The organism is Shinella sp. Sh6, assembly GCF_055392685.1.
On the sequence record NZ_AP044005.1, the window covers coordinates 694705 to 714696 of the forward strand.

A 19992-nucleotide genomic window follows, 5' to 3' on the forward strand; every position below is an offset into this window, starting at 1 on the left:
TTGTGGGGGAGATGCCCGGCAGGGCAGAGGGGGGTATCCCGGAACAGAGTTTCCCTACGACGCCAGCTTCCAGCGCATCTCCTGCCCGAAGGCGAGGAAGGCGTCGCGGGAGAGGGGCCTGGCGAAGGCGTAGCCCTGCAGGAGGTCGCAGCCGAGGAGGCCGAGCATTTCGGCGTGCTGCATCGTCTCCACGCCCTCCGCCACGATCTCGATGCCGAGCGAGCGGCCGATCTCGATGATCGAGCGCACCAGCGCCTGCTCGTTGTGCGAGGACAGGATGGGCGCGACGAGCTGGCGGTCGATCTTCAGGCGCTTCGGCTTCAGCTTCAGCAGGCTGACGATGGAGGTGTGGCCGGTGCCGAAATCATCGATCTCGATGTCGATGCCGAGCGCCTTGATGCGCGCGAGGTTGGCGAGCACCACGTCGTCGCTCTCGTCGAGGAAGATCGATTCCACCAGCTCGAAGGCGATCTGGCCGGGCTGGATGGAAAGGCCGGTGAGGCTTTCGACGAGGCTCTCGTCGCGCAGGCGCCGGGCCGAGACGTTGACCGAGATCTTCGGCATGACGAGCCCCTGAGCGGCCCAGCGGGCGCAGTCGAGAAGGGCCTTTTCCAGCACGATCCGGTCGAGCGTCGCCATGACGTTGAGGTCTTCGGCGATCTTCAGGAAGCGGTCGGGGGCAAGCAGGCCGTCGCGCGGGTGGTTCCAGCGGATCAGCGCCTCCGCGCCGGCGAGCTTCAGCGTGCCGGCGTCGATCTGCGGCTGGTAGTAGGGCACGAATTCGTTGTTCTCGATGCCGGCGAGGATGTCGTCGGCGATGCGCTTGTTCGAGATGATCTCGGCCTGCAGTGCCTCGGTGAAGAATTCGTGCCGGTTGCGCCCGAGGGCCTTGGCCCGGTAGAGCGCGATATCGGCGTTGACGAGGAGTTTCGCCGTATCGATCGACCGCCCCTCGGCGAGCGCGATGCCGATGGAGACGCCGAAGCGGCAAAGGTGCCCCTCATATTCCACCGGCTGCTGCATCAGCGTGATGATGCGGCGTGCGAGCGTGCTGAGATAGGCTTCGTCCGTGGTGTTGGTGACGACCACGACGAATTCGTCGCCGCCGATGCGCGCGACGATGTCGCCCTTGCGGGTGGAGGCGTGCAGCACCTTGGAGGCGTGGACGAGCAGCGCGTCGCCCGCGGCATGGCCGAGCGTGTCGTTGATCTGCTTGAAGCGGTCGAGGTCGATGTGGAGGATGGCGGCGCGCACGTCCACCAGCTCGCTGAGCCCGGCGATCTCGGTCAGCTCGTCGTCCAGCATGCGCCGGTTGCCGAGGCCCGTCAGCGGGTCGTGCAGCGCGTTGTGCTCGATGCGCACCTTCGCCTGCTCCAGCTCGACATTCTTGGCGTCCGCCTGCTCCTTCGCCGCCTTGAGGTGTTCGCGCAGCGCGACGTCCTCCGTGACGTCGAAGGCGAGGCCCACGAGCTTGCGGGTGCCGCCGTGGCCGTAGTGGATCTTGCCGACGGAACGCACATGGCGGATTTCGCCGTCGGGCAGCACGACGCGCGCCTCGTGCGCATAGGGCAGGTCCTGCGCGGTGCAGCGCTCGACATTCTCCAGGATCGACGCGCGGTCGTCCGGATGCACGGTGCCGAGCCAGTCCTCGTGGGACACGATGCCGTCCGTGAAGGTCAGGCCGTAGAGCTGGTGCATGCGCGGATCCCAGAAGGTCCGCCCGACGTCGAGATCGGCTTCCCACAGGCCGCATTCGTAGGAATCGAGCGCGAGGTCGAGGCGCTGCGTCAGGCGGGCGAGCTCGGCGTTCTGCACCTCGGCGTGCTCCTTGGCGCTCTTCAGCGCCTCGTTGAGCAGCACGTCCTCGGTGACGTCCCAACTGATGCCGGTCAGCTTCTCCTCGCCGTTCGGGCCGATGAGGCGGGAGCCGACATTGCGGATGTGGCGCCAGCTCCCGTCCGGCATGCGGACGCGGTACTGCGACTTGTATTCGTTGCCGCCGGCGCGGATGACGTCCATCTCCGCCTTGGCCGTCGGGGCGTCGTCGGGGTGGAGCGCCGCGCGCCAGGCGCTGTCCTGCGGCGTCTCGTTCTCGGGAAAGCCGTGCAGACGGTGCATCTGCGCATCCCAGTTGCGCGCGCCGGTGGCAAGCTCGATCTCCCAGATGCCGATCTTGGAGGCGTCGAGCGCGATGTCGAGACGCTGGGAGAGCGACTGCACCTGCCGCTCGCGCGCCTTGAGGCGGGCGATGTTGCGCTGGCGCTCGCTGACGAGGCCGCCGGTCAGGAAGATCGGCAGGATGATGATGAGCGCGGCGGCGGCGATGATGAGCCTCAGGCGCGCCAGATTGCCGGGCGGATGATGCCAGCCTTCCGCGGGAATGGCGGCGAGCTCCCACCGCCCGCCCGGAAAATCGAGCACCTGCACGACGGGTTCGCTCTCGAAGACCTCCACGTCGCCGAAGAACGGATCGACGATGTTGTCCGCCACGCTGACGTCGCGGATCGCCAGCCGGATATCGCGGGCGTGCCCGGCAATGCCTGGCGAAAGATGCCGGTCGCCGTCGATGAGGCCGGCATCGGTGAAGAGCTTCCTTTCGTCGATCAGCCCGTCGATATAGCCCCAGAGATAGGGCCGCGCGTCTATGTTGGTGAAGACCGGGATGAAGAGGTTGAAGCCGCGCCCGCCCCTGGCGAACTCGATGGGGCCGGACATCAGCGGGCGCCCCTGCGTGCCGTCCGCCTCCGCGGCCATGCGGAAGGAGCCGAAGCGGTTGAAATCCGTGCCGATATAGTGCCGGCTCCGGTCGAGCGGGAAGGCCTGCGCGACCTTTCCGCCCGGCGCCACGCCGACGCGGCGGAAGTGCGGGTTCTGCAGCAGGAGCTTGCGGGCGAAGACGGAGAACTGCGAGGCCGCCTGATCGGGCGCGGCGGAAAAGAGATTGGCCACGCTGCGCAGCGCCGCGACGTTGCCGTTCACCTCGCTCTGCAGCCGGGCGCCGACCAGCGCGAGGTCGCCGGCGACATGGCTTTGCAATTCGTTGCGATAGACGCCCTCGTTCTGGCGCTCGTAGAGGATGCCCGCCGTCAGGATGACGCAGCCGGCGATCGCGGCCGGGACGAGCGAGGGCTTCGCCCATTCTGCGATGGACGCCACGGCGCGGCGGAATGCGGCGGTCAAAGGCAAGAATGCGGTCCCCGATGATGCCAGGGACCATAGGGATGTTTCATTAAAATTGCATTTATAACTCGCTGAAATACTTGCGCTTCCCCTGAAACGGCAGGGGTGCGCGGCGGCGGGTTCGCCGCATTTGTCGGACAAACCCGGGGATGACGCGGCCGCGCGCCTTGATTCGCGCATCCTTTCCGGCTTTCCTTCCCGCAAGCGGGCGAATTTCGCCATATTTGGGGGGCATCTGACGTGACCGGCAAGAAGACTGATTCATTCCCAGGGATTCACAAGATGCGGTTGCTCATCGCGGCTCTGATGGCCACGGCCTCTTTCCTTTCACCGCTCGTCGCCTCTGCCGAAAGCGCGGATGTCGAGGCCGTGATCACCAAGGTCGACACCGCCAACCTCAGCCTCTCTCTCGACGACGGCAAGAAGTACCAGGCGCCGGAAGAGTTCAATTTCGAGGGGCTGGAGCCGGGTGTGAAGGTGCTGGTGTTCTACACCGAAGTCGACGGCAAGCGCGTCATCAACGACCTCGAAGTGCTGCAGCAGTAACGGGCGGTCGCCGCCCCTCAGAGCCAGTTCATCCCCGTCCCGTCGAGCCGCAGGATGCGGTCCTGGTGGATGGGGGCGTTGGCGGCCTCCTCCTCGCTCATGCCGTGGAGGCGGAAGGCGGCGCGGAAGACGCCGCCGTGGCTGACGCAGACCGTCGGTCGCGCCACGTCGGCGAGGAACGAGCCGATCCGCCAGCAGAGGATCTCGTAGCTTTCGGCCGCTTCCCCCGGCGGAATGAAGTTCCACTTGGAATGGCTGCGCTCTTCCACACGCTCGGGCGCGTGCGCCTCCAGTTCGGCCAGCGTGAAACCCTCCCAGTCGCCGAAGGAGACTTCGACGAGGCGCGGATCGGTGCGGTAGGCGAGGGGGTCGAGGTCCATGGCGCCGCGCAAAATCTCCATCGTCTCGCGCGTGCGCCCGAGCGGGCTTGCCACGAAATCGAAATCGGAAACCGTGTCGCCGAGCACGCCCCTGAGGGCGAGGCCGTTGCCGGCCGCCTGCCTGCGGCCGGTCTCGTTGAGCGGGATGTCCTTCTGGCCCTGCAGCCTGCCTTCTGCATTCCACGCGGTCTGGCCGTGTCGGATCATGTAGAGGAGCAAGGCGGCGTCCTGAAGGTTCAGTCCTTAATCACGGAAATGTCCGGCGCGTCGACGGCCTTCATGCCGATGACGTGGTAGCCGCTGTCGGCATGGTGCGTCTCGCCGGTGACCGAGCGCGACAGGTCCGACAGGAGGTAGAGGCCGACATCGCCCACTTCCTCGATGGTGACGGTGCGGCGCAGCGGCGCGTTGTACTCGTTCCACTTGAGGATATAGCGGAAATCGCCGATGCCGGAGGCGGCCAGCGTCTTGATCGGGCCGGCCGAGATGGCGTTGACGCGGATGTTCTTCGGGCCGAGGTCGACGGCGAGATATTTCACGCTCGCCTCCAGCGCGGCCTTGGCGACGCCCATGACGTTGTAATTCGGCATGACCTTCTCAGCGCCGTAATAGGTCAGCGTCAGCATCGCGCCGCCGTCCGTCATCAGCTTTTCCGCGCGCCGCGCGACGGAGGTGAAGGAATAGACCGAGATCTGCATGGTCTTGGCGAAGTTGCCCGGCGTCGTGTCGACGTAGCGTCCGGTCAATTCGTCCTTGTCGGAAAAGCCGATGGCGTGCACGATGAAGTCGATCTTGCCCCACATCTTCTCGACATTGTCGAAGACCGCGTCGATGGAGGCTTCGTCGGAAACGTCGCAATCGCCGGCCAGCACAGCACCGATCTCGGCGGCCAGCGGCTCGACGCGCTTCTTCAGCGCATCGCCCTGATAGGTGAAGGCGATCTCGCCGCCCTGCGCGTGGATGGCCTTGGCGATGCCCCAGGCGATGGAGCGGTTGTTGGCGACGCCCATGATGACGCCGCGCTTGCCCTTCATCAGACCAGATGCCTGAACCATGGTTTGTCCCCTGATATCTAGGGCAATCCCGGCAGGCGCGAAGCGCCTTGCCCCTGGAATTGCGTGCAATAAGTCGGAATTGCCTATGGCATAGGCGGCAATGCGGTTCAAGCGCGCACAGGTTCAGGAACTGTTAGCACCCGTAACAATGGGTGCATCTTTCACGCAAGCGTCATAAACCGATTTAAAGGTAGAGCCCCTCGCGCAGCGAGCGCATCAGGTCGATCATCTTGTCGTCGGGCTTTTCCCAGAGCAGGAGGCGGACCTGCGCGACGAGGTCGCCGCGCTCGCCGGTGTCCCGCAACAGCCCTTCGCCCTCGATGCGGATTTCCCGGTCCGAGCCGGACCAGGCCGGCACCGTCACGGAAAGCGGGCCGGAGGGCCCTTCCACCGTCATCTCGCAGCCGAGCACGGCATTTTCGATCGTCACCGGAAGGTCGATCTTGAGGTCGAAGCCGTCGATGCGGAAGCGGCCGGGCGCGACGCGCACGGTCACGACCACGTCGCCGCGGCGGAGATTCTCGATGCGGTGCCCGGCCTCCTTGAGGCGGATCACCTGGCCCTCGGTGGTGCCGGCGCCGATCGGCACGCGGATCGTCTGGCCCTCGGGCGTCTCGATGGTCGGGCGGGTGCGGGCGAGGATATCCTCCACGCTCACCGTCACCTCGGCCATGAGGTCGGGCGCCTTGTCCGCCTTGGCGCGGCTGCCGCGGATGCGGCGAAGGATCGCCGAGACGAGCGTTGCGGCCGACGGCGCGCTCCGGCTCGCCGGCATTTCCTCGCCGGCCGCTGCGTCGTCCGCCGGCCTGCGGGCTTCCTGCGCGGGGGCCGCGCCTGCCTGCGGCTGGGCCTGTGTTTGTGCCTGTGCCTGGGGACGGGCCTGCGGCTTACCCTCGGCCTGCGCGGTGCGGGCGTCGACGCCGAAGATGCGGGCGATCATGTCCTCCGCGTCCTCGCCGGAAAGGGGCGGGGCCTCGGCCTTTGCCTTGCGCTCGGCCTCGCGGCGGCGCATCTGCTCCATGCGGCGGAACTCGGCCTCGCGCTGCTGGCGGTCGTAGCGGCTGCGTTTGTCCGGGTCGCGCAGGAGGTCGTAGGCGCGGCCGGCCTCGGTGAAGCGGACGGTGGCGAGCGGGTCGTCGTGATTCTGATCCGGGTGCACGGCCTTTGCCAGCGAGCGCCAGGCCGCCTTGATTTCTTCCTGTCCCGCGCTGCGCTTCACGCCGAGGACCGAATAGGGATCACGCATAATTTCCACCCGTCTCCGTTGTACCGTTCAAAATAGCGATGAACGTCCTAATCGCCTGTTACGGATCAGGGTTGAGAAAGTGTTATCCTTGCTTGTCGAAGGCGAGCAGCAGCCATTCGCCGGTATTGCCGAGGCAGGTCCGGCCGGTGAAATTGGCGATGCCCTGGTAGGAGTGCTTCGTCGTCACGAAATCGCGGCAGGGGCGGCCGTCCCGGTCCCGGTTCTCCGCGATCCGGCTGATGACGCCGGCGCTGCCCGAGGCGGAATTGGCCCATGGAATGGGGTTGCCGCCGGTACGCAGGAGGTCGGCCGAGGAGACGGCGTTGCGCACGGTGATCTCGTCGGTCAGCCGCTCGGCATTGCCGTTCTGCACCGTTCCCGTGTGCACGGTCTTGTCGACGCCGCTGTCGGAAAAAAGGTCGAGACCGCTCATGCAGCCGGAGAGGATGAAGCCGCCCATCATGACGGCTAGGATCCCGTGGCTGCGCGTCCAGTATCGCTTTGTGTCCGGTCGCGTTTTTGCTATGTCTTTCACTCCAGACTGCCTCATACAGCTAGATAGATCGGCATTTGAGTAGAATATGAGCGAAAATGCGTTAACAAGCGGTGACTTTACCGAGGAAAACCAACCCTATGGCCTGTTCGCGGCGTGGCTGGCGGATGCCGGCGGGAGCGAACCGAACGATCCGAACGCCGTGGCGCTCGCGACCGTCGACGAGGATGGCCTGCCGAACGTGCGCATGGTGCTGCTGAAGGGCTTCGACGAGCGGGGCTTCGTCTTCTACACGAATTTCGAGAGCCGCAAGGGCACGGAGATCCTCGCCGCCCGCAAGGCCGCCATGTGCTTCCACTGGAAATCGCTGCGCCGCCAGGTGCGCATCCGCGGCGAGGTCGAGATCGTCAGCGACGCGGAGGCCGACGAATATTATGCCTCGCGCCCGCGCGGCAGCCGCATCGGCGCGTGGGCCTCCAAGCAGTCCCGTCCGCTCGAAAGCCGTTTCGCGCTGGAAAAGGCGGTCGCCGAATACACCGCGCGCTACGCCGTCGGCACCATCCCCCGCCCGGCCCACTGGTCCGGCTTCCGCATCAGGCCCGTCTCCATCGAGTTCTGGCACGACCGCCCTTTCCGCCTGCACGACCGCGTCGAATTCCGCCGCACCGCGGACGGCAAGGGCTGGGAGAAGGTGCGGATGTATCCGTGAGCGGCTAGCGGCGGTAGACGGATTTCCGGCCGCCGATGCGAACGATGAAGATCGTGACGACGGAATCCTCTATCCGCGCGATGACGCGATAGTCGCCGACCCGGTATTTCCAGAATTCCCCGAGTTCGGACCCTTTCAGGGCCTGGCCGACGGCACGGGGATTGTCGAGTTGCGCGATGCGGTCGTGGAGAAAGCGCAGGATGCGCTGCGCGGCGACAGGGCCGATCTTGGCAAGTTCCTTCTCCGCGCCCGGATGGAACTCAATTTTCCAGGCCATGGGCCTTCATCAGTTCGCCAATCGCGATGGCCTTGCTCGATCCGTCCCGCAATTCGCGCAGGCGCTCTTCGGCAAGCTGCAGGTCTTCGAGGTCGTCGAGATGTTCGATGATGGCGTCGCGGACATGGTCGCTCTTGCTGCGCCCGGTTTTCCGGGCGAGCTCGTCGAGGCGTTTCTCGATATCGGCGGGCAGGTGAAGGTCAAGCATCGTTCGGTCTCCACGGCTTATATAGCACGTCGGGAAGCGCCGCCAAAGCCTAGCGCCGCATCAGCCGGAAGGGGATGCCGGAGGCCAGTGCGCCGACATATTTCGGTTTCTGGTAGAGGCCGTTCAGCGAGATGCGGGGAAGCGCCATGGACGCATCGAAGGAGCGCGGCGAGAGCGTGCCGGGCTCCGTCGTCACGGCGGCGCGGAAGCCGAGGTCTTTGGCAAGCCGGTGCTCGCGCGCCGAGACGGCGGGGGCATCGCCATAGGGATAGGCGAAGGTTTCCGGGCGCCGGCCGGTGATCGCGGCGATGCGCTCGGCCGATTCGGCCATTTCGCGGCGCGCCTCGCCGTCGTCCAGCCGCGCCAGCGCGCGGTGGCTCACGGTGTGGGCGCCGATTGCGGCGAGCGGATTGAGGACGAGGCTCTTCAGCTCCGGCTCGCGCATGACGAGCTTCTCGGTGATCATCAGCGGATCGATCCCGTGCGCGCGGGCGGCCGCGTCGAGCCGCTCGATCGCGGCGGCCTCGTCCATCTCGGCCTGGATGAAGCGGGCGAAGCGGGAAAAGGCCGCCTGTTTCTGGAAGGGCGTGGCGAGCGGCAGGGTCACGGGGCCGGAGCCGAAATCGAATTCGAGATGCGGGACGGCGCGCAAAAGTTCGGCCAGCGTCTCCCACCAGATGCCGTGCGTGCGCGCGGCAAAGCCCGGCGCGACGAACACGGTGAAGGGAACCCGGTGCTGCGTGAAAACCGGCTGGGCGTGGACGGCATTGTTGCGATAGCCGTCGTCGAGCGTGAAGGCCGCAAAGCGCTCGCCCGTCCGCGCGATGGCAAGGCGCGCCGGCATGTCGGAAAGCGCCACGAACTGGTAGCCCTCGTCCGCAAGGTGCCGGATCGCAGCGTCGAGGAAGTCCGGCGTGATCTCCAGATGCGCATTGGGATCGAAGGCCTGTGGCGTCTTCGGGCGGACGTGGTGCAGCGTGAAGATCGCGCCCATGCCGCGCGCGCCGGCCATGAGCCCGGCCCGTCCGGCCAGATGGGCGACCTCCAGCCCGCCGGTGATCACGGCGCGCTTCAGCCCCTGTCTCATGACGCTGCGGATCGGCATGTGGCGTTGTTATCCTTCGTCTTTCAGGCGGCCGTTATCGCACCCGGGCGGTATCCGAGGGGTTAACGGCGACTTTCCTGTGGCGATTGGAGGAAATCAGCCCCTCATCCCCCTGCCGGGACCTTCTCCCCGCAAGCGGGGAGAAGGAAAGGATGCTTGCTCCCTGCGCCCAGCGGAACTTTGTGATGGGAAAACGATGCGGCAATCCCCTTCACCCCGCTTGCGGGGAGAAGGTGGCCGGCAGGCCGGATGAGGGGCAATTGGCGGCCTTGCCTTAAGCCTTCGTCCCGCCCACCGTGATCTGGTCCATCCGAAGATGCGGCTGGCCCACCCCGACGGGGACCCATTGGCCGGCCTTGCCGCAATTGCCGATGCCGGTGTCGAGCCTGGTGTCGTTGCCGATCATCGAGACGCGGCGCATGGCGTCCGGGCCGTTGCCGATCAGCATGGCGCCCTTGACGGGGGCCGTTACCTTGCCGTTCTCGATGAGATAGGCTTCCGTGCAGCCGAAGACGAATTTTCCTGAGGTGATGTCCACCTGCCCGCCGCCGAAGGAGACGGCGTAGAGGCCGTTCTTCACCGAGGCGATGATCTCCTCCGGCGTCCTGTCGCCGGAGAGCATGTAGGTGTTGGTCATGCGCGGCATGGGGCGGTGGGCATAGCCCTGCCGCCGGCCGTTGCCGGTCGCGCGCATGCCCATCAGGCGGGCGTTCTGCCTATCCTGCATGTAGCCGACGAGCTTGCCGTCCTCGATCAGCACGTTATAGGCCGAAGGCGTGCCCTCGTCGTCGACGGTGATCGAGCCGCGGCGGTTGTCGATGGTGCCGTCGTCCACGACGGTGACGCCCTTTGCCGCCACCTGCTCGCCCATCAGCCCGGCGAAGGCGGAGGTCTTCTTGCGGTTGAAGTCGCCTTCGAGGCCGTGGCCGACCGCTTCGTGCAGCATCACGCCCGGCCAGCCGTTGGCAAGCACCACGTCCATGGTGCCCGCCGGGGCCTCGACGGCTTCCAGGTTGACGAGCGCCTGGCGCAGCGCCTCGTCGGCGCCCGAGCGCCAGCTTTCCTCCGTGAGGAAGGCGTCGAAGGTGGTGCGCCCGCCGATGCCGTAGCTGCCCGTTTCCTGCCGGTCGCCCTCGCCGACGACGACGGAGATGTTGATGCGGGTCATCGGGCGCACGTCGGTGACGCGGTGGCCGTCGGCGCGCAGGATGTTGACGACCTGCCAGCTCGCGGCGATCGAGGCCGTCACCTGCCGCACCTTCGGGTCCTTGCCGCGCAGATAGGCGTCGATCCCGGTCAAGAGCGCCACCTTCTCCTCGAAGGTCGGAGACCCGATCGGGTTGTCCTCGGTATAGAGCCGGCGGTTGGTGCCCTGCGGGGCGGCCGAATAGTCGCCGGAATAGCCGCGCGTGACGGCGCCGGCCGCATCGGCCGCGCGCTTCAAGGCCGAAAGCGTCATCTCGCCGGAATGGGCGTAGCCGACGGCCTCGCCCGCCACGGCCCGCAGGCCAAAGCCCTGGTCGGTGTTGAAGCTGCCGCCCTTGAGGCGGCCGTTGTCGAAGGAGAGCGATTCGGCCTGCGCGTGTTCGAGGAAGAGCTCGCCGTCGTCGGCGTCCTTCAGCGTTTCCCGCAGCACCGCCTGCACGGTCGCCTCGTCGGCGTCGAAGAGGGAGAGGAGGTCGGTGTTCATGGCGGGCTCCGCAAGCGTCATAATCTGGGGCTCATGTAAGTCCCCCGGCGGCGGGCGGCAAGCCCGCCGTGCTTACGGCAATGCGTCGTAGCCTTCGCCGAAGCCCTTGAGGTCGACGGGAATGCCGATGCCTTCCTCCGGCGACTGGAAGACGATGAAGGTCGCCGTCGCGCCCGAGCGGAAGGTCTTCAGCAGCTCGTCCTCCAGCACGACCTCGGCATAGCAGCCGTCGGCAAAGCAGCGCACGAAATAGGCCCGGCCGATATCCTTGCCGTCGACATTGAGGCCGAGGCCGTTCGGCAGGAGAACGCCGAGCGGGGCGAGCACGCGCAGGATCTTCGCCTTGCGGTCCGCGGTCTTCAGGACGACGACGGAAAGGCCGAGCTCCGGCCTGTCCTCGGCCAGCACGTTCTGCATCAGCGCGCACTGTTCGCCCGAGGCGCCCGCCGGCTGGTCGCAGACGATCGACCAGGCGCCATGGTTCGATTTCACCGTGCCGGGCTGCTGGGCTGCCGCAAGGGGGGCGAGCGCGGCGGTGCCGAAACCCAGAGCGGCAAGGCCAAGGGCCGCCCGGGACAGCCGGGAAAGGGAGGAAAAACCCATGAAAACCTCGGAATCTCGAATCAGTCGCGGTATCTTTGAATAGGCGGCAGCGAAATGAAAAGCCCCAAGGGCTCCTTTCCGATTGATTGACGGCGGAAATTGGACAAGCCGGCGCGCTTTATAAATAGAGGCGCTTTGGAAGCGCCCGCCGGGCGGCGCGAAGGGGAGGGCGCACGGTCAAACCTTTCGTGCTATAGGAAATTATGAAGAAAGTGTGTGGAGCGGCTGCGCGCTTTTGCCTTTGCGCAAAAATGCCGCATGGGGTGTCCCCCATGGCGGTTGCGGCGAGCATGAAACTGTGGTTTTAAGCTCTCAGTATAGCAGGGATTCTGCGCGTCTGTTTGATCCCGATCAAACGCCTTGGGGAGATACGTTGTGAAAAACAAAGCTTTTGCAGGTCTGGCCGCTCTCGGCTGTCTGCTCTTTGCTTCGACCGCTTTCGCGGACCAGCCGATGCCGTGGCAGACGGGGTTTCAGCCCGCTGCGACCTCGATCATGGAAGAGGTCCGCTGGTTCGAGCAGTACACACTCTGGTTCATCGTCCCGATCACTCTCCTCGTTCTGGGCCTGCTCATCGTCGTCATGGTGAAGTTCCGCGAGGGCGCGCATCCGGTTCCCTCCAAGACCAGCCACAACACGGCCATCGAGGTCGTCTGGACGCTCGGCCCGGTCATCATCCTCCTGTTCCTGGCCGTTCCGTCCTTCCAGCTTCTGACCAAGCAGCTTGCACCCACGGAAGAGCCCGAGCTGACGGTCAAGGCGACCGGCTACCAGTGGTACTGGGGTTATGAATACCAGGTCGGCGACAATCCGGTCTCCTTCGACAGCCTGCTGCTGGCCGATGCGGACCGCGCGGCCGCCGGCAAGGAAGACAAGGCCGTCTATCCGCGCCTTCTGACCGTCGACAACGAACTCGTCATCCCGGTCGGCAAGCACGTCCGCGTGCTCGTCACCGGCGCCGACGTGATCCACGCCTTCGCGATGCCCTCCTTCGGCGTGAAGATCGACGCCGTGCCGGGCCGTCTCAACGAGACCTGGTTCAAGGCGGACCGCGAAGGCCTGTTCTACGGCCAGTGTTCCGAGCTGTGCGGCAAGGACCATGCGTTCATGCCCATCGCTGTCCGGGTCGTCTCGCAGGACAAGTTCGATACCTGGCTCGCCGCCGCCGCAACGAATGTCGGCGAAGCGAACAAGGCCCTGATCGCGTCCATCGATGGTGCGGACAAGTCCGTCGCCGTCGCTGCAAACGCCGCGCAGTAATACCTAGGGAGATTGAGACCATGGCCGGAACATCCGTTGCCCACGGCGATCACCATGATCACCATGAACACAAGCCGCTTAGCTTCTTCCAGCGTTGGTTCCTGTCGACCAACCACAAGGACATCGGCACCCTCTACCTGATCTTCGCGATCATCGCCGGCCTCATCGGCGGCTCGCTCTCCGTCGTCATGCGCATGGAGCTGCACGAGCCGGGCATCCAGATCTTCCACGGTCTCGCCCAAATGGTCTACGGCTACCAGGGCGATGCCGCCATCGACGGCGGCAAGCAGATGTTCAACGTCTTCACGACGGCGCACGCCCTCATCATGATCTTCTTCATGGTGATGCCCGCGCTGATCGGCGGCTTCGCCAACTGGATGGTGCCGATCATGATCGGCGCGCCGGACATGGCGTTCCCGCGCATGAACAACATCTCCTTCTGGCTGCTCGTGCCGGCCTTCGCGCTGGTGCTGCTCTCGATGTTCGTCGAGGGCCCCGCAGGCGCCTACGGCTCCGGCGGCGGCTGGACGATCTACCCGCCCTTCTCGACCTCGGGCCAGCCGGGCCCGGCCATGGACCTCGTGATCCTCGGCCTGCACATCGCCGGCGCCTCGTCGATCCTCGGCGCGATCAACTTCATCACCACGATCCTCAACATGCGCGCCCCGGGCATGACGCTGCACAAGATGCCGCTCTTCGCCTGGTCGGTTCTCGTCACCGCGTTCCTGCTGCTGCTCTCGCTGCCGGTTCTGGCAGGCGGCATCACCATGCTGCTGACGGACCGCAACTTCGGCACGGCCTTCTTCGCGCCGGAAAACGGCGGTGACCCGATCCTCTTCCAGCACCTGTTCTGGTTCTTCGCCCACCCGGAAGTCTACATCCTCATCCTTCCCGGCTTCGGCATCATCAGCCACATCGTGTCCACCTTCTCGCGCAAGCCGATCTTCGGCTACCTCGGCATGGCCTATGCCATGGTCGCCATCGGCGTCGTCGGCTTCATCGTGTGGGCGCACCACATGTACACGGTCGGCATGTCGCTCGACTCGCAGCGCTACTTCGTCTTCGCCACGATGGTCATCGCGGTTCCGACGGGCGTGAAGATCTTCTCGTGGATCGCAACGATGTGGGGCGGCTCGATCCGCTTCACGACGCCGATGCTCTGGGCGATCGGCTTCATCCTGCTCTTCACCATCGGCGGCGTCACGGGCGTCCAGCTCGCCAATGCCGGCCTCGACCGCGCCATGCACGACACCTACTACGTCGTGGCCCACTTCCACTACGTCCTGTCGCTCGGCGCCGTCTTCGCCATCTTCGCCGCCTGGTACTACTGGTTCCCGAAGATGACCGGCTACATGTATTCCGAGTTCATCGGCAAGCTGCACTTCTGGATCATGTTCATCGGCGTGAACCTGATCTTCTTCCCGCAGCACTTCCTCGGCCTTGCCGGCATGCCGCGCCGCTACATCGACTATCCGGATGCCTTTGCCGGCTGGAACGCGGTTTCCTCCTACGGCTCCTACATCTCGGCCGTCGCGGTGCTGATCTTCCTCTTCGGTGTCGCCGAAGCCTTCGCCAAGAAGCGCGTCGCCGGCGACAATCCGTGGGGCGAGGGTGCGAATACCCTGGAATGGCAGCTCTCCTCGCCGCCGCCGTTCCACCAGTGGGAACAGCTCCCGAAGATCAAGTAAGGTCTTCGAAAGATCGGGGCCGCCGGCAACGGCGGCTTCCGAACATACGGAATACCGGCGGAGGCCGGGGCAAGGGCGCCAGCATAACCGGCAGCCCGCACCCCATCCTCCGTCATCCTCGGGCTTGACCCGAGGATCCACACCCGCGGCACGCCGGAGGATGTGGCATGGATCCTCGGGTCAAGCCCGAGGATGACGAAGGAGAGGGAAGGGCATGAGGCCCCTCGCTCCCGGACAGAAGAACGGAAAGAACATGGCGGTCATCGAGCATCACGAAACGGTTCCGGGCGGAGAGGTCTACCTTTCCGAAGCGTCCCCGCGTGATTTCTTCGAGCTTCTGAAGCCGCGCGTCATGTCGCTCGTCGTCTTCACGGCCTTTGCCGGCCTCGTCGTCGCGCCGGGCACCATCAATCCGTTCATCGGCGCCATCGCCATCCTCTGTATCGCCGTGGGCGCCGGCGCGTCCGGTGCCCTCAACATGTGGTACGACGCCGATATCGACGCGGTCATGTCGCGCACGGCTAAGCGCCCCATCCCGTCCGGCCGCGTGCGCCCGGAAGAGGCGCTCGCCTTCGGCCTGACGCTCTCGGCCTTCTCGGTCGTCATCCTCGGCCTTGCGGTCAACTGGCTTTCGGCCGCGCTGCTCGCCTTCACCATCTTCTTCTACGCCGTCGTCTACACGATGTGGCTGAAGCGCTCGACGCCGCAGAACATCGTCATCGGCGGCGCGGCCGGCGCCTTCCCGCCGATGATCGGCTGGGCGTGCGTGACCGGCGGCGTCTCCATCGAGAGCGTCGTCCTCTTCCTCATCACCTTCCTGTGGACCCCGGCCCATTTCTGGGCGCTCGCGCTCTTCAAGATGCGCGACTACGACGCCGTCGGCGTGCCGATGCTGCCGAACGTCGCCGGCGAGGCCACCACCAAGGTGCAGATCCTCGTCTATGCCGTGCTGACCGCGGTGATCGCCGTCGTGCCGGCCGTCCTCGGCTTCGCCAGCTTCGGCTACGGTCTCTTTGCCGCAGCCCTCGGCGCGGGCTTCGTGTGGTACTCTGTCGGCGTGTTGCGCATGCCGGAGGGCGACCGCGCGATGGTGCCGGCCAAGAAGCTCTTCGCCTTCTCCATCGTCTACCTGTTCGCGGTCTTCTCCGGGCTCATGCTCGACCACCTGATCGCATCGCTTGGATGGGGGCTGTGATGGAAACCGTGAACCTTACCGAAAACCAGAAGAAGGCGCGCCGCAACCGCAACATCGCGCTCGGCGCCGTGCTCCTCGGCCTCGTCGTCCTCTTCTACATCATCACGCTGGTCAAGCTCGCCGGCGGAATGGCAGGCTGACATGAGCAAGACGCAGAAGACCGGAAAGGGCGGCCTCGGCAACGGCACCATCGTCGCCATCTGTTGCGCCTTCGTCATCGGCATGGTCGGCATGGCCTATGCCGCCGTGCCGCTCTACCGCATGTTCTGCCAGGTGACGGGCTACGGCGGCACGACGCAGCGCGTCGAGCAGGCTTCCGACGTCATCCTGGACAAGACGATCAAGGTGCGCTTCGACGCCAATGTCGGCCCGGGCCTGCCCTGGACCTTCGCGCCCGTGCAGCGCGAGGTGGAGATGCGCATCGGCGAGACGACGCAGATCTTCTACAAGGCGCGCAACAATTCGTCGGTCGCCACCACGGGGCAGGCGGTATTCAACGTCACGCCCGAATCGGCCGGCGCCTACTTCAACAAGATCGAGTGCTTCTGCTTCACCGAAACGACGCTGAAGCCCGGTGAGGAACTGGAAATGCCCGTCGTCTTCTTCGTCGATCCCGAGATCGTCGATGCCGTGGAGACGAAGGATATCCATACGATCACGCTGTCCTATACCTTCTATCCGCATGAGGCGTCGAAGCCGGTGGCTTCGACTGCGGATGGCAAGGCGGACGACGCGAAGAAACTTTGAAAGACATGCGTTTCCGGCTATGCCGGAACGGAACGCGATACATTCGGGGATAAGTCACATGGCCGATGCGCATCAGAAGAAACACGACTACCACATCATCGACCCTAGCCCGTGGCCGCTGCTCGCCTCCATCGGCGCCTTCATCATGGCCTTCGGCGGCGTCGCCTACATGCGCTACCTTTCGGGCGGCTCGTTCCACCTGTTCGGTGCGGACCTTGCCACGCCGTGGGTCTTCTTCATCGGCCTGCTCATCGTCCTCTACACGATGTTCGGCTGGTGGTCGGACACGGTGAAGGAAGCCCATGAGGGCCACCACACCCGCGTCGTCTCGCTGCACCTGCGCTACGGCATGATCATGTTCATCGCTTCGGAAGTGATGTTCTTCGTCGCCTGGTTCTGGGCCTTCTTCGATGCCAGCCTCTTCCCGGGCGAGGCCATCCAGGCCGCGCGCACCCAGTTCACCGGCGGCGTCTGGCCGCCGAAGGGCATCGAGGTGCTCGATCCCTGGCACCTGCCGCTCTACAACACGGTCATCCTGCTCCTGTCGGGCACCTGCGTGACCTGGGCGCACCATGCGCTGCTGCACAACGACCGCAAGGGCCTCGTAAACGGCCTCGCGCTCACCGTGCTGCTCGGCATGCTGTTCTCCTTCGTGCAGGCTTACGAGTACGCCCACGCTCCCTTCGCCTTCAAGGACTCGATCTACGGCGCGACCTTCTTCATGGCGACGGGCTTCCACGGCTTCCACGTCCTGGTCGGCACGATCTTCCTGATCGTCTGCCTCGTGCGCGCCGTGCGCGGCGACTTCACGCCCAAGCAGCACTTCGGCTTCGAGGCCGCCGCCTGGTACTGGCACTTCGTCGACGTCGTCTGGCTCTTCCTCTTCTTCGCCATCTACATCTGGGGCGGTTGGGGTGCGCCGGTCGCCCACGGCTGACCCGGCAGAAACGACCTTCCGAACGGCCGCAGCGATGCGGCCGTTCGTTTTTGGGGCTTTCGGTTGGACGGAAGGGCGATATAGGATGCGGCCGTAACGGCCCCTCATCCCCCTGCCGGGACTTTCTCCCCATGAACGGGGAGAAGGAGGAAAACGGTGAGGCCATCGTTCCTCGCCCCGCTTGCGGGGAGAGGATGCCGGCAGGCAGGTGAGGGGCCCGGCCTGCGCCTCGGATGCAATTGCCTCGGTTTGCTGCCGGGCGGAAATACGGAAACGACCATGGAAGACGACAAGGCACTCTATCCCCCGATCGATCCCTTCAGCGCGGGCCTGCGCGGCTGCTGCCCGCGCTGCGGGCAGGGCAAGCTGTTCGACGGGCTGCTGAAGGTGCGGCCGGCCTGCAGCAATTGCGGGCTCGATTATTCCTTCGCCGATTCGGGCGACGGCCCGGTCGTCTTCGTGCTGTTCATCGTCGGCTTCCTCGTCGTCGGCGCGGCGCTCTGGACGGATATCAACTACAATCCGCCGCTCTGGGTGCACTTCATGCTGTGGATCCCGCTGGTCATCGTCCTCGGCCTGTGGCTCACGCGCCTCGCCAAGGGCCTGCTGATCTCCCTGCAGTACCGCAACAATGCAAGGCCCGGCGAGATCGACCGTGGCTGAGGTGCCGGCAGGGCATGCCCCGGGCAAGGCGAAGGGCAGGGGCCGGACGGTCCTTGCCACGATCGCCTTCTTCGTCGCGCTCGCCATCCTCCTTGCGCTCGGCACCTGGCAGGTCGAGCGCCTGCAGTGGAAGGAGGCGCTGCTAGCCGACATGGCCGGGCGCCGCACCGCCGCGCCCGTGCCGCTCGCCGATATCGAGGCGATGGCGGCAAAGGGCGAGGATATCGAATACCGCCCCGTCACCGCCACCGGCGTCTTCGCCAACAACAGGGAGCGCCACTTCTTCGCCACCTGGCACGGCCAGACGGGCTATTACATCTATACGCCGCTCCGCCTTGCCGACGGCCGCTTCCTCTTCGTCAACCGCGGCTTCGTGCCCTACGAGGCGAAGGAGCGGGAAATGCGCAAGCAGGGCCAGCTCACGGGAACGCAGACCGTGACGGGCCTTGCCCGGTCCCGCCTTGCCGGAAAGCCCTCCTACCTCGTGCCGGACAACGACATCGCCAAGAACATCTTCTACTGGAAGGACCTCGACGCGATGGCCGCCAGCACCGGCATCGCCGCCGATGCGCTGGTGCCCTTCTTCGTCGATGCGGGCGATGCGCCCAATCCCAAGGGCCTGCCGATCGGCGCCGTCACGCAGTTCGACCTGCCGAACAACCACCTGCAATATGCCATGACCTGGTACGGCCTTGCCGCAGCGCTTGCCGGCGTCGGCCTCTACGCGCTGTTCCGCCGCAAGGGCGATTGAAAGTACGGGACGGGGCGGTTTTTCCTTGGCGGGCCGGCCTCGGGCGGCCTATATGGGCGCAAGGCGTCTGAGACCACCGGATAAGCGATGAGCATGAGTGAAACCCGACCGGACTTGACCATCAGGCTGTGCGGCCCGCGCGGCTTCTGCGCCGGCGTCGACCGCGCGATCCAGATCGTCGTGCTGGCGCTGAAGGCCTATGGCGCGCCGGTCTATGTCCGCCACGAGATCGTCCACAACCGCTATGTCGTGGAAGGGCTGGAGGCCAAGGGCGCGATCTTCGTCGAGGAGCTCGACGAGATCCCGGAAGAGCACCGCCGGCAGCCCGTCGTCTTCTCCGCCCATGGCGTGCCGAAATCCGTGCCGGCGGACGCCATGGCGCGCAACCTCTTCTATCTCGACGCCACCTGCCCGCTGGTCTCCAAGGTGCACAAGCAGGCGATGCGCCACCAGCGCCTCGGCCGCCATGTCGTGCTGATCGGCCATGCCGGCCATCCGGAGGTCATCGGCACGATGGGCCAGTTGCCGGAAGGCTCCGTCTCGCTGATCGAGACCGTCGAGGACGCCGACAGATACGTGCCGGCCGATCCCGACAATCTCGGCTACGTCACCCAGACGACGCTCTCGGTGGACGACACGGCCGGCGTCATCAAGCGCCTGCACGAGCGTTTCCCGAACCTCACGGCCCCCGCCGCCGATTCCATCTGCTATGCGACGACCAACCGGCAGGAGGCCGTCAAGCAGGCCGCACCCGGCTGCGACCTCTTCCTCATCGTCGGCGCGCCGAACTCCTCCAACTCCAAGCGCCTCGTCGAGGTGGCATTGCGCGCGGGGGCGAAACGGTCGGTCCTCGTGCAACGCGCCTCCGAGATCGACTGGCAGACCATCGGCGACATCCGCACCATCGGCCTTTCGGCCGGCGCCTCCGCGCCCGAGGTCATCGTCAACGAGATCATCGAGGCCTTCCGAACGCGGTACGATGCCGCCGTGGAACTTGCCGATACGGTCGAGGAGAACGAACACTTCCTCGTCAACCGCGAACTGCGCGCCATCGAACTCACCCCCGCCGACATGGCCTTTGTGAACGGGGAGTGACGGAAGCATGACTTTCGCGGCGCACCCCCCTCTGGCCTGCCGGCCATCTCCCCCTCAAGGGGGGAGATCGGCAGGGCGTGAGGGCATTGCCCATTCTGCAACAGCTCAAGTGGGCGAGACGCTTTCCCATACGATCTCCCCCCTTGAGGGGGAGATGCCCGGCA

At 65.6% G+C, this 19992-nt stretch carries 21 protein-coding genes; 11 read left to right on the forward strand and 10 right to left on the reverse strand.

Features of this window, described 5'->3' with window-relative positions; all coding sequences use genetic code 11:
• Positions 1-54: 54 nt before the first annotated feature.
• Entirely contained in the window at positions 55-3186 is a 3132-nt protein-coding gene (locus ACZ5TO_RS03295) for a bifunctional diguanylate cyclase/phosphodiesterase (protein WP_464799529.1), read from the reverse strand.
• 276 nt (positions 3187-3462) lie between these two features.
• Between ACZ5TO_RS03295 and ACZ5TO_RS03300 the strand changes: the two genes are divergently transcribed.
• Positions 3463-3726: a DUF1344 domain-containing protein gene (locus tag ACZ5TO_RS03300; RefSeq protein WP_184146275.1), complete on the forward strand. Its 264-nt coding sequence runs from the start codon at positions 3463-3465 to the stop codon at positions 3724-3726.
• Between the two features lie 17 nt (positions 3727-3743).
• Here the strand turns inward: ACZ5TO_RS03300 and ACZ5TO_RS03305 are convergent, their stop codons facing one another.
• The 4 genes from ACZ5TO_RS03305 to ACZ5TO_RS03320 form a co-directional block, all read right to left on the reverse strand.
• A complete protein-coding gene (locus tag ACZ5TO_RS03305) occupies positions 3744-4325 on the reverse strand; it encodes a histidine phosphatase family protein (protein ID WP_464799530.1) in 582 nt (193 codons plus the stop codon).
• A gap of 17 nt (positions 4326-4342) precedes the next feature.
• Positions 4343-5161 carry an enoyl-ACP reductase FabI gene (gene fabI, locus ACZ5TO_RS03310; protein ID WP_184146279.1) on the reverse strand — a complete coding sequence of 273 codons (819 nt, stop codon included), beginning with the start codon at positions 5159-5161 and terminating at the stop codon, positions 4343-4345.
• Between the two features lie 184 nt (positions 5162-5345).
• On the reverse strand, positions 5346-6407 hold the full coding sequence (locus ACZ5TO_RS03315; protein WP_464799531.1) for a DnaJ C-terminal domain-containing protein: 1062 nt from the start codon (positions 6405-6407) through the stop codon (positions 5346-5348).
• 82 nt (positions 6408-6489) lie between these two features.
• Positions 6490-6870: an RT0821/Lpp0805 family surface protein gene (locus tag ACZ5TO_RS03320; protein WP_246434367.1), complete on the reverse strand. Its 381-nt coding sequence runs from the start codon at positions 6868-6870 to the stop codon at positions 6490-6492.
• Between the two features lie 118 nt (positions 6871-6988).
• Between ACZ5TO_RS03320 and pdxH the strand changes: the two genes are divergently transcribed.
• Positions 6989-7609 (forward strand): pyridoxamine 5'-phosphate oxidase, encoded by a 621-nt coding sequence (gene pdxH / locus ACZ5TO_RS03325; RefSeq protein WP_464799532.1) that lies wholly within the window; start codon positions 6989-6991, stop codon positions 7607-7609.
• Between the two features lie 4 nt (positions 7610-7613).
• Here the strand turns inward: pdxH and ACZ5TO_RS03330 are convergent, their stop codons facing one another.
• From ACZ5TO_RS03330 to ACZ5TO_RS03350, 5 genes are all read right to left on the reverse strand, one after another.
• Positions 7614-7886, reverse strand: a complete 273-nt coding sequence (locus ACZ5TO_RS03330; RefSeq protein ID WP_464799533.1) for a type II toxin-antitoxin system RelE family toxin — start codon at positions 7884-7886, stop codon at positions 7614-7616.
• Positions 7870-8094, reverse strand: a complete 225-nt coding sequence (relB, locus tag ACZ5TO_RS03335; protein ID WP_184146288.1) for a type II toxin-antitoxin system RelB family antitoxin — start codon at positions 8092-8094, stop codon at positions 7870-7872. The genes ACZ5TO_RS03330 and relB overlap by 17 nt, the downstream gene beginning before the upstream one ends.
• Positions 8095-8143: 49 nt before the next feature.
• Positions 8144-9199: a polysaccharide deacetylase family protein gene (locus ACZ5TO_RS03340; RefSeq protein ID WP_464799534.1), complete on the reverse strand. Its 1056-nt coding sequence runs from the start codon at positions 9197-9199 to the stop codon at positions 8144-8146.
• 274 nt (positions 9200-9473) lie between these two features.
• Positions 9474-10889: a metalloprotease TldD gene (tldD, locus tag ACZ5TO_RS03345; protein WP_464799535.1), complete on the reverse strand. Its 1416-nt coding sequence runs from the start codon at positions 10887-10889 to the stop codon at positions 9474-9476.
• A gap of 72 nt (positions 10890-10961) precedes the next feature.
• Positions 10962-11492: an invasion associated locus B family protein gene (locus ACZ5TO_RS03350; protein WP_184146294.1), complete on the reverse strand. Its 531-nt coding sequence runs from the start codon at positions 11490-11492 to the stop codon at positions 10962-10964.
• 375 nt (positions 11493-11867) lie between these two features.
• Here ACZ5TO_RS03350 and coxB point away from each other — a divergent pair, with 375 nt between their 5' ends.
• The 9 genes from coxB to ispH all read left to right on the forward strand — a co-directional run bounded on the left by coxB (position 11868) and on the right by ispH (position 19828).
• Positions 11868-12752, forward strand: a complete 885-nt coding sequence (gene coxB, locus ACZ5TO_RS03355) for a cytochrome c oxidase subunit II (RefSeq protein ID WP_184146296.1) — start codon at positions 11868-11870, stop codon at positions 12750-12752.
• A gap of 20 nt (positions 12753-12772) precedes the next feature.
• Positions 12773-14440: a cytochrome c oxidase subunit I gene (gene ctaD, locus ACZ5TO_RS03360; protein WP_184146298.1), complete on the forward strand. Its 1668-nt coding sequence runs from the start codon at positions 12773-12775 to the stop codon at positions 14438-14440.
• Positions 14441-14654: 214 nt separating this feature from the next.
• Positions 14655-15635 (forward strand): heme o synthase, encoded by a 981-nt coding sequence (locus tag ACZ5TO_RS03365; protein WP_380780746.1) that lies wholly within the window; start codon positions 14655-14657, stop codon positions 15633-15635.
• The gene (locus tag ACZ5TO_RS03370; protein WP_184146300.1) at positions 15635-15775 is read left to right on the forward strand and encodes a hypothetical protein; all 141 of its coding nucleotides are present in this window, start codon (positions 15635-15637) and stop codon (positions 15773-15775) included. Before ACZ5TO_RS03365 ends, ACZ5TO_RS03370 begins: the two co-directional genes overlap by 1 nt.
• 1 nt (position 15776) lies before the next feature.
• On the forward strand, positions 15777-16382 hold the full coding sequence (locus ACZ5TO_RS03375; RefSeq protein ID WP_464799536.1) for a cytochrome c oxidase assembly protein: 606 nt from the start codon (positions 15777-15779) through the stop codon (positions 16380-16382).
• 58 nt (positions 16383-16440) lie between these two features.
• The gene (locus ACZ5TO_RS03380; RefSeq protein WP_184146303.1) at positions 16441-17319 is read left to right on the forward strand and encodes a cytochrome c oxidase subunit 3; all 879 of its coding nucleotides are present in this window, start codon (positions 16441-16443) and stop codon (positions 17317-17319) included.
• 279 nt (positions 17320-17598) lie between these two features.
• The gene (locus ACZ5TO_RS03385) at positions 17599-17982 is read left to right on the forward strand and encodes a DUF983 domain-containing protein (protein ID WP_464799537.1); all 384 of its coding nucleotides are present in this window, start codon (positions 17599-17601) and stop codon (positions 17980-17982) included.
• Positions 17951-18733, forward strand: coding sequence for an SURF1 family protein (locus ACZ5TO_RS03390; RefSeq protein WP_464799538.1), 783 nt, complete (start codon positions 17951-17953; stop codon positions 18731-18733). Before ACZ5TO_RS03385 ends, ACZ5TO_RS03390 begins: the two co-directional genes overlap by 32 nt.
• Positions 18734-18826: 93 nt before the next feature.
• Positions 18827-19828: a 4-hydroxy-3-methylbut-2-enyl diphosphate reductase gene (gene ispH / locus ACZ5TO_RS03395; protein ID WP_380780753.1), complete on the forward strand. Its 1002-nt coding sequence runs from the start codon at positions 18827-18829 to the stop codon at positions 19826-19828.
• Positions 19829-19992: the final 164 nt, after the last annotated feature.